Here is a 10,027-nt window from a genome sequence, read left to right as displayed (position 1 = left end):
AATTAGAAAGTATAATTTACTCCAATTCCTTGATATCCAAAACCAATTTCTGGAGCAATTTTTAGATTTTTTTCTTTTCTTTTATGCAAATGAGGAACTAAAATTCCGCTTGCTGCACCAACTACATAACCAACAATTACATCTGAAGTAAAGTGATTTCCACCTTTAACTCTATAATATCCAACAACAGCAGGAAGTATTGCAGCACCAGCCCAAATATAAGGTTTTGCTTTTGAATTTGGATAAAAGTCAGCATATACTTTAGCAGCAAAAAAGGTTGATGCAGCAGCTGCTCCTACATGTCCACTAAAAAAAGATCTTTGGTTATCATTTGATCTTCTTATTTCATCAGATAATTCACCACTATAAATTCTTGGTCTTGATTTTTCAACCAATCCAGCAGTCATTGTAAACATAGCTAAAGAAATTCCAACAGATTCAACATACATTACAGATAATTGTCCAGCATGTTGTCTAGTGTTTTTATCTAAAGTAAATAGAAACGGAACAGCTAATGAAGCAATTAATGGCAAGTCACTGTCTTTTGATGCTTTATCATTGTTATAACCAGCAGACCATCTGTCAAAAGCCCAAACATCATTTTTATTTAAATTATTAAATTTTTCTAACGAAAGAGAATCTTTGTTTTTGATGATTGTTAAACCTAATGCATTGACACCTAAAACTCCTGTAATAATTGACCCATCAACTAAAAAATCAGTTTCATATGGAGATGTTTTTTGAGAAAACCCAATAAAGTGACAAAGAAGTATAATTAAAATGAATGTTTTTTTCATGATTTTCAATTAAATTATTGAATCACAAATTTGATAAGTTTTATCTAAAACCTCTTTACAAGATAATTTAATTATGTTATATAATTTAAATCAAATAGTAGCTAAAATTTAATTATATAAGTTATTGCAAAAATTATATAACTCAATTTGTAGTTGCGTGTTTAATTTTACAAACTACAAAAAGCACTACATATGAAAATAAGTTATACATTCATTTTAGGTATCGTTATATTATGGAGCATTCCAGTTTTTTCACAATTTGATACTGATGCAGTTCACCTTGAAATTACGCACATTCCAAATTCAAATTTAAATAATGCTGATGCAAAAGCTCATTTAACAGAAGTTGATTTTCAAAGTTATATGCCAACAATTAAAATTGGTAAAAAAATTAAAATTAATGGATTAATTAATTATAGATTATATGATTACAATTTTGATTCATACGACCCTGAGTTTAATAATTATCCTGATAATATGCATCATTTTAAATTAATGATTTTATATAGACAAATACTAGATGAGAACTGGACATTTTATGCAGCTCCAAGGGTAAACATAAGAACTGATTGGAAAGAACCCATTCATAATGAAGATATGTTTCCTTCTTTTACAGGTGTTTTTGTGAAAGATGTGATTAAAAATCCAAATTACAAATATGGAATTGGTATAAATGTTAACAACAATAATGGTAAGTTTAGAATTCTACCAGCTTTATACTTTCAATACAAAAAAGACAACATGAAAATTAGTGCTTTTATACCCACAAAAGCATCTATTTCATTTGCTAAAGAAGGGTATTCCTATGGATTTGGTTATCATGCAGAAAGCAATTTAACACATTTAAATTTATCTGAAGATCCAACAATTAACCCAAATGATATAACTTATTTAAGAAATATGAATATCTTTATATATCCAACATATGCAAAAGATCTTGGTTCTAATATTTGGTTATCATTTAAAGCAGGTGTTACTGTAAGTCGTTTATATGAACAATACAACAGTAACTATGATAGAATTTCAGAATTTTATAATGATTCATTTAAGCCCAATTTCTTTCTTAATGTTGGGGTAAGTTATAAAGTAGATTCTGATAAAAAATAATAATGACAAAACTTAAGAATAATAAATTTCCTTTTAATTCAAAATTTTCTATTGAACCTTTTGTAGAAGTCTGGAGTGAAGATTTTTTGCAAATTTCTCCTAAATATTTAGAGAGTTTATTTACTCAAATAAATAATTTAGCCATTGATAATGAGATAAATCTTAAAACAATTCAAGACAATTCGGCATTATTTAATTCTTTCTTTTCATTAGTTATACCATCACATTTAAGTAAGAACGAGCTTAAAATGATTACCAAACCAATGGGTGAAGAATTATTGTTTTTTTCTGAAAAGCTAAAACAAGCTCAACCAGAAACTTCAGATGATAATAAAGTGAAATTTTGCAACATTTCAGAAGATGAATTATATAAGTACAAATGCATTTTATTGTTAAACTCATTGTTGGAAAATAAAATTTCTTATGATAAAAAAATAACCGTTGAATTTGAAGATGGAAATGGTATTTTTAAAAGTTTCATTGTGGATGACAATCATGAATTTGTAAAGATTTTTCCAAATGATCCCAAAAATGTTCCAACTTCTAATCAAATAAATGAATTGCTTGATGATTTTGATAACTATGAATTGTGGAAGCAACTTTTTCCTTTAAACTCTTGGACAATTGAAGGTTTTAGTATATTTACTTTGATTGAAAATACTATTGATAACGCAGTTTCTGACCTTAAAACAAACCTTTTACAAACCAATCTTGAATCTGTCTTTACGGATGAAATTTTTAAAAAAATTTTTAGATCAATTTTTGGAATAAAAGATTTAAAAGTTGGAGTAACGATTTATAATCATGATGAAGATATACTCATAAAACCAAAATACAATAACCTTCAGATAGATAGTTTTATCCTTAATAAAGAAGAATTTCTACCTATTTCTGATTATAAAGAAGACACAATTGTTAAAAGACTTCTGAATGACAGACAAAGTATTGTAGTTCAAGATATTGAGGTTTATGGTATTGGTCATCCAAAATCTAAAGTAATAAAATCTTTAGTTGAACAAGATATTAAGAGTTTAATTATTGCTCCCATTGTTTCTCACGGTTTAGTTGTAGGTTTTTTTGAGATTGTATCTGAGAGTAAACATGCTATCAAGAAAAGAAATATTTCTAAACTTAATTTGGTTTTACCAATTGTTAAGAACACGATTGATAAGGCAATTGAAGAAAATAAAAATAAAATTGATGCTATAATTCAAAATGAATATACCTCAATTCACAAAAGTGTTTATTGGAAATTTAAAAGTCAAGCCAGTCAGTTTTTAAAATCAGGAAAAGATATTGAAGAATATAATTTTAAAGATATAATTTTCGAAGACGTTCATGCTTTATTTGGGCAAATTGATATAAAAAGTTCTTCTGAAAATAGACTGAATGCTTCAAAAGATGATATTGAAAAACAATTAGATATTTTAATTTCAATTTTCAACGATATATCTAAAGAAAACAACTTATTGATTGTTGAACAAATTATTTTTGAGCTCAATAAATTAGCTGATGATATTGAAAACAATTATGAAGTAAATTCAGAAAGTGTTTTCAATAGATATGTGCAAAATGAGGTTCATCCTATACTAAACACTTTAGAATTTTCAGATAAAGTCAAAAATAAAATTGAGTTGTATCTAAGTCAAATGGACGAACAACTGAATATGATTTACGAATCAAGGAGAAAATATGATGAGTCGGTTACTGTACTTAATAAAAAGATAGCCAGTTATTTAGATAAAAAACAAATAGAAGCACAGCAGATTTTTCCTCACTATTATGAAAGATATGCTACAGATGGTATTGAACACAATTTATACATTGGAGCATCAATCGAACCTAAAAAAGAATTTAGTACTATCTACTTAAATAATCTAAGATTATGGCAACTTAAAACGTTGTGCGAAACAGTTTATAATTACCAAAAATGGAAACATATTTTAGAATTTCCTTTAGAAGTAACAACGCTGATTTTGGTATTTAGCACACCTTTAAATATAAGATTTAGATTAGAAGAAAAACTTTTTGATGTTGACGGTTCTTACAACGCAAGATATGAAGTTGTGAAAAAAAGAATCGATAAGTCTTTCATAAAAAACACTGAAGAAAGAATTACGCAACCCAATAAAATTACAATTGTATACTCACAAAATGATGAAAAACTAGAATATTTAAAATATCTAAAGTATTTAATATCTGAAGATTTACTCGAACCAACTATTGAAAAATTAGAGGTTGAAGATCTACAGAGTGTTACAGGTTTAAAAGCATTGAGGGTTACTGTTAAAAGTATCGACTAAGAATTTTTATAAGCATAAATAAACGCAAGAACTGAAACGATTATGCCAATCATAAAAATGGTATAAGTAATACGCAAAAGCCTATATTTTCTTTCTAAAATGATACCTAAATAGTGTAAATCTTTGGCTAACGAACCATACATATAATCATTGTCTTCCATCATTTTATTAATTTCTCCTTGAAAAACATCGTAAGGTATTTTATAAAAGTTCCCAAAAAACAATAGGTTTACCTTTTTGTTGATTACATCTTCATCCGTAAAATCTGTTTTTGTTATTTTAGGACGAGTTGATAAAATAGCAAAGATTATTGATGAAACACTAAAAAATAACAATACAAAAGTTGGCAATGATAAATAACCATTTCCTGGACTATCTAATTTTGGAATTAAAACGGATAAAGCTACTGATATAATTACAGCATTTACAGATAATAAAATATTGGCTTTGCTATCAGCAATATCACTTAAACGGGTGTGATTATTAATTGTTACTCTAAAAAGCGTTTCAACTCCTCTTCCTAATTTTTTGTTTTTCTTTTTTTTCTTCTTTTTTGTTTCTTTTTCTTCAGCAATTGGTTTCTCCATTTCTTCTATCTTTTCTTTTATTTTTTTAATATTTTTTTCTTTTCCAACTTTCCAGTGTAATTGAGCGTAATTTGTGAAAAAACGATGCTTTTCTTCCAATAATTCTAAATTACCTTTTGCCCAATCTAAATCACTGAAAGATTTGTAATTTGTTAATTCCCATTCTTTTCTAAGGTGAGAAGCAACTTCAAAATAACAGTCTTTTCCTAAGTGATTATAATCTGCATCACAAATTATTTTTTCAAGAATGTCTTTAGGTTTATGGTCAAAAACGGTTGCCAAAATGATTCTTTCAACTTTTTCAATAAAAAGAGCATCACAATTATTTTCTTGTAAAAATTTTGAAACGATGGTGCTACTTACTTCTTCATGACCTTCTTTACATTCAACATAACCACAATCATGAAACCAAGCAGCAACTAATAAAGCTTCTAAATCTTCTTCAGATATTTTTTCATTTGTTGCAATTTCTTCAACAGCTTTTACAACGGATTTAGTGTGATTAATATTATGATATGTATATTTGAATTCTAGAACGTTTTCAAATAATTCTGTAACGAATAACTCTGCTTTATTAACTAATTTCATACTTTTAAATAATATACTAAAATATGCAAAATATTTACCTTATTCTACAAAAAAGAGTATTTTTTTTCTTCTCAATTCTTTTAATTTTTATATTAAGTTCATGTGCTACTTATAGTGTGCAAACGGGTAGAGATTTAAAAAAACCAGTTGAGGATATTTCAATTAAAAGTAATGAAATTGATCATACTTTTTATCTAATTGGTGATGCTGGAAATGCAGATGAAATTAATTCTAAAGAAGCACTTCAGCCTCTTAAAAATCAATTAGATAAGGCTTCAAAAAATAGTACTCTTATATATTTAGGAGATAATGTTTATCCTGTAGGAATGAACGGAAATAAAGAATCTGAAGCTTATAAGGAAGCAGTTGTAATTCTTGAAAATCAATTGAAAATCACTAAAAATTTCAAAGGAAAAACGATAGTTATTCCAGGAAATCATGATTGGTATAGTGGTTTAGATGGTTTAAATGCTCAAGAAGAATTTGTGGTAAAATACTTAAATGATGAAGAATCTTTTTCTCCAAGAAAAGGGTGTCCAATTGAAGATTTTGAGATTAATGATAATATTACTTTAGTAACAGTTAATAGTCAATGGTATTTGGAAGATTGGAACAAAATACCAACCATAAATGATGATTGTACCATCAAAAATAGAGAAGAGTTTTTTTTAGAATTAGAAAGTGTTCTAAATAAAAATGAAGATAAAATTACCATCTTAGCTTTGCATCATCCTTTGTTTACTAACGGTGTACATGGTGGACATTTTGGTGTGCGAAAAATGTTGATTTCTGCTGAAGATTCAGTTCCAATTCCACTTATTGGTACATTGTACAATTTGTTGAGAAAAACAGCTGGTGTAAGCTCTCAAGATGTTCTAAATAAGGAATATACAAATCTTACAAAAAGAATTAGAGCCTTAATTCAAGGGAATAATAATATCGTTGTAGTATCTGGTCACGAACATAGTTTGGAATATATTGAAAGAGATAATATTAAACAGGTTGTGAGTGGTTCAGGAACAAAAACTAATGCAGCTAGAGCAATTTATCCTAAAGATTTTTCATATGGACGAAATGGTTATGCCACTTTACAAATCATGAAAGATGGAAAAACAATTTTGACTTTTTATGGAAAAGAAAACAACAAGGAAATTGTATTATACAGACAAGAGATTTTAAAACCTATTAATGTAGAAAAGAAAGATTATCCAAACAAATTTCCAACTACTGTGGAAACAACAATTTACAATCTAGAAGTTACTAAAAAGAGTGGTTTTTATAATTTTTTATGGGGAAAACATTATAGAAAATATTATGGAACAACAATCACAGCAAATGTTGCTACTTTAGATACACTTTATGGAGGTTTAAAACCAGATAGAAAAGGTGGTGGACATCAAACAAATTCTTTACGTGTCATAGATAAAAATAAAAATGAATACGTTTTAAGAGGTGTCAAAAAAAGCGCTACCCGATTTTTTCAAGCAACACTTTTTAATGATCAATATGTAGAAGAAAGTTTAAAAGAGACTTATATTGAATCTTTTTTAATGGATTTTTATACAACTGCTCATCCATTTACACCTTTTATTATTAATGATTTAGCTGCAGATATAGATTTATATCATACCAATCCAAAACTTTTATATATTCCAAAACATGATGCATTAGGAAAATTCAACTCCAACTTTGGTGACAAATTGTATATGTTTGAAGAACGTCCTTCTGATAGTCAGGTAGATAAATGGTTTTTTGGAAATCCGGATGATATTATTGGAACAGATGATTTATTTAAAAAACTTAGAAAAGATGAAAAGTATAAGGTGGATGAAAAAATGTTTATTAGAGCCAGACTTTTTGACAACTTATTAGGTGATTGGGATAGACATGCCGATCAGTGGAAATGGTCTGAGTTTAAAAGAGGTGATCAAGATGTAGTTTATAGACCAATTCCTAAAGATAGAGATCAAGCTTTTCCAAAATATGGTGGTGCTTTGTTAAGTATTCTTTTAAATTTACCTGAATTTAAAAATATGCAATCTTATGGAGCTGAAATCAAAAATTTAAAATACTTAAATAATTCAGGTTATCCTGTTGATATTGCCTTATTACAAGAAAATAAAGAAGAAGATTGGATTGAACAAGCTAAATATATTCAAGCAAATTTAACTGATGAAGATATTGATAGAGCTTTTTCAAAATTGCCAAAAGAAGTTATTGATGAAACAAGTGATAAAATCAAAAGTAATTTAAAAACGAGAAGAGATAAATTGTTGGATTATGCAAAGGAATATCATAAAATTCTTGAAAGAAGAGCTATTATTGTTGGTACTGATAAAAAAGAAGATTTCTACATCAAGAAATTAAATAAAAATGAAATTGAAGTTACACAAATTAGAAATAAAAAAGATGGTGTAGAACAATTTATATCTAAAAGAAAATTTAATGCTAAAGACACTAAAGAAGTTTGGATTTATGGTTTAGATGATGATGATAAATTTGTGGTTGAAGGTGATTATAAATCTAAAATTAAAATCAGAATTATTGGTGGTCAAAACAATGATTCATACAAAGTTGAAAATGGAAACAATGTCAAAATATATGATTATAAATCAAAGAAAAACGAATTTGATATTGATGGAAAAACAACCAAACGATTAAGTGATGATTATGAAATGAATGTGTATACTTCTAAAAAAGCCAAACATAACACCTATTCAATTTTACCAGGTGGTGGTTTTAATCCTGATGATGGAGTAAAATTAGGATTTGTTTATAATTATTTTGATTATGGTTTTAGACAAAATCCTTATACTAGTAAACACACTATTGCACCAAACTATTTCTTTGCAACAAATGGTTTTGAGGTAAGGTATAATGGTCATTTTCCAAAATTATTGGGTCAATATGATTTTGAAATAAACTCAAGAGTAACTTCACCAAACTTTGCTATCAATTACTTTGGTTATGGAAATGAATCCGTTTACAATGATAAAGAACAAGATATAGATTTTGATGTCAATCGAGTGAAGTTGAAAATGTTTAATTTTTATCCGTCTATAAAAAAAGTAGGTCGATTGGGTAGTGAATTAAAATTCCAATTGGGTTTTGAAAATATTGAAGTTGATAATACACCAGATAGATTTGTCACAACAAGTAATACAATTGACAAAAGACTTTTTGAGGACCAACAATTTGCCAGTACAGCTTTGAGTTATGGTTATGAAAATTATGATATTGTTTCATTACCAACCTTAGGAATGGGATTTCTAATGTCTGGAGAATGGAAAACTAGTTTAAATGTGGAAAATAAAAACTTCTTTACACTTGAGGCTAAATTTAATTTTTCGCATAAAATTACTACCAATGGAAACTTAGTTTACGAAACTCTTTTTAGAGGAAAAATGATAACTAACGATAATTTTGATTTTTATCATGGAGCATCAATAGGTGGAAATAATGGTTTGAGAGCTTTTAGAAATGAACGCTTTTTAGGAAGAAAATCGTTTTACCAAACTTCAGATGTTAGGTTAACACTTGGAACTATAAAGAGAAGTTTAATTCCTATGAAATATGGAGTTATTGCAGGTTTTGATTATGGTAGAGTTTGGTTAGATGACGATACTTCAAACCGTTGGAATACTTCTTATGGTGGAGCTTTGTGGATAAATGGAATAAATACTATTACAGCAAAATTAGGCTATTTTGCAAGTCCAATTGATAAAGGAAGAGTTTCCTTTGCAGTAGCTTTTGGATTTTAGTCTAACTTATATTTGTAAAGATTTCCTCCAACATTTTTAGTCTTTTCATCCGTAATATATAAGGTGTTATCGTCTTTGAAGGTAACACCTTCTCTTTGTGTGTAACTGTTAAATTTAATTTCTTTTACTTTTCCATTTGTAAAATCACTGTTTGAATAATTGGTAAAAATCCACATTCTTTTATTACTAATTAATGCCATTTTATTTCCATCAGGACTAATAGCAGCATCTGTAATGGCACAAGAATTAAAACTATCGCAGGTTACATATTTTTTAAGAAGTTTTGCTGTTTGATTTCCTGCTTTGTTTTCTAATTTATAAATATGAGAAGTTCCATCAAAACCTTTACTTCTGTTTTTGGTAAACAAATAAAAATTGTCATCATGTAATATAAAAGATTCACAATCATATAATAAAAAATGTTTTTTAGGTGGAAATTCATCTTGGTCTTCGTAATTAAAATTTACAGTATATTCTATATTGACTTTGTCTTTTTCTAAATTTTCATTTGAAATTTTATAGATGGCTAAATTTTTTCTGTTATTATCATTGTTACCAAAATCTCCAATATATAAGTTACCATCTTCATCGCTAGTAATAGCTTCCCAATCATGATTTTTTACTGAATTTATTTCAATTGATTTTAATAGTTCTCCTTCAAGACTCAATTTGTGAATTTTTTCTGAATTTCCATTATCTTGAATCACCCAAATAGCATCATCAAGATAAGTCATACCCGAAACTTCTTTTAAAGATTTAGGTAGTTTAAAAGTATCAGTTTCACTTACATTTTTAACGTTGTCTTTGCAAGAGTTGAATAATAAAATAAATAATAGGTAGCTTATAAACATGATATTTTTTTTCATAAATTTTAAAAATGAGGT

Annotated in this window: 6 protein-coding genes; 3 read left to right on the top strand and 3 right to left on the bottom strand. The window is 27.5% G+C overall.

The window, feature by feature from the left end:
* Positions 1-2: 2 nt before the first annotated feature.
* Complete coding sequence (locus ACFO3U_RS13285; protein ID WP_379743377.1) at positions 3-797, bottom strand: phosphatase PAP2 family protein; 795 nt, start codon at positions 795-797, stop codon at positions 3-5.
* Positions 798-989: 192 nt separating this feature from the next.
* Between ACFO3U_RS13285 and ACFO3U_RS13280 the strand changes: the two genes are divergently transcribed.
* Together ACFO3U_RS13280 and ACFO3U_RS13275 are read left to right on the top strand one after the other, a co-directional pair.
* On the top strand, positions 990-1,904 hold the full coding sequence (locus ACFO3U_RS13280) for a DUF6268 family outer membrane beta-barrel protein (RefSeq protein WP_379743374.1): 915 nt from the start codon (positions 990-992) through the stop codon (positions 1,902-1,904).
* 2 nt (positions 1,905-1,906) lie between these two features.
* Positions 1,907-4,207, top strand: a complete 2,301-nt coding sequence (locus ACFO3U_RS13275; RefSeq protein WP_379743371.1) for a GAF domain-containing protein — start codon at positions 1,907-1,909, stop codon at positions 4,205-4,207.
* Here the strand turns inward: ACFO3U_RS13275 and ACFO3U_RS13270 are convergent.
* Positions 4,204-5,382, bottom strand: coding sequence for a Pycsar system effector family protein (locus ACFO3U_RS13270; protein ID WP_379743369.1), 1,179 nt, complete (start codon positions 5,380-5,382; stop codon positions 4,204-4,206). The genes ACFO3U_RS13275 and ACFO3U_RS13270 overlap by 4 nt on opposite strands.
* 23 nt (positions 5,383-5,405) lie before the next feature.
* On the opposite strand from ACFO3U_RS13270, the gene ACFO3U_RS13265 reads away from it, so the two are divergent.
* The gene (locus tag ACFO3U_RS13265; protein WP_379743366.1) at positions 5,406-9,143 is read left to right on the top strand and encodes a metallophosphoesterase; all 3,738 of its coding nucleotides are present in this window, start codon (positions 5,406-5,408) and stop codon (positions 9,141-9,143) included.
* Here ACFO3U_RS13265 and ACFO3U_RS13260 read toward each other — a convergent pair.
* Positions 9,140-10,009, bottom strand: coding sequence for an SdiA-regulated domain-containing protein (locus ACFO3U_RS13260; RefSeq protein WP_379743363.1), 870 nt, complete (start codon positions 10,007-10,009; stop codon positions 9,140-9,142). The genes ACFO3U_RS13265 and ACFO3U_RS13260 overlap by 4 nt on opposite strands.
* Between the last annotated feature and the right edge of the window lie 18 nt (positions 10,010-10,027).

It is taken from the genome of Flavobacterium ponti, from assembly GCF_042652765.1.
In the GTDB taxonomy this organism is placed as follows: domain Bacteria; phylum Bacteroidota; class Bacteroidia; order Flavobacteriales; family Flavobacteriaceae; genus Flavobacterium; species Flavobacterium ponti.
This window is presented reverse-complemented; position numbering and strand designations above follow the sequence as displayed.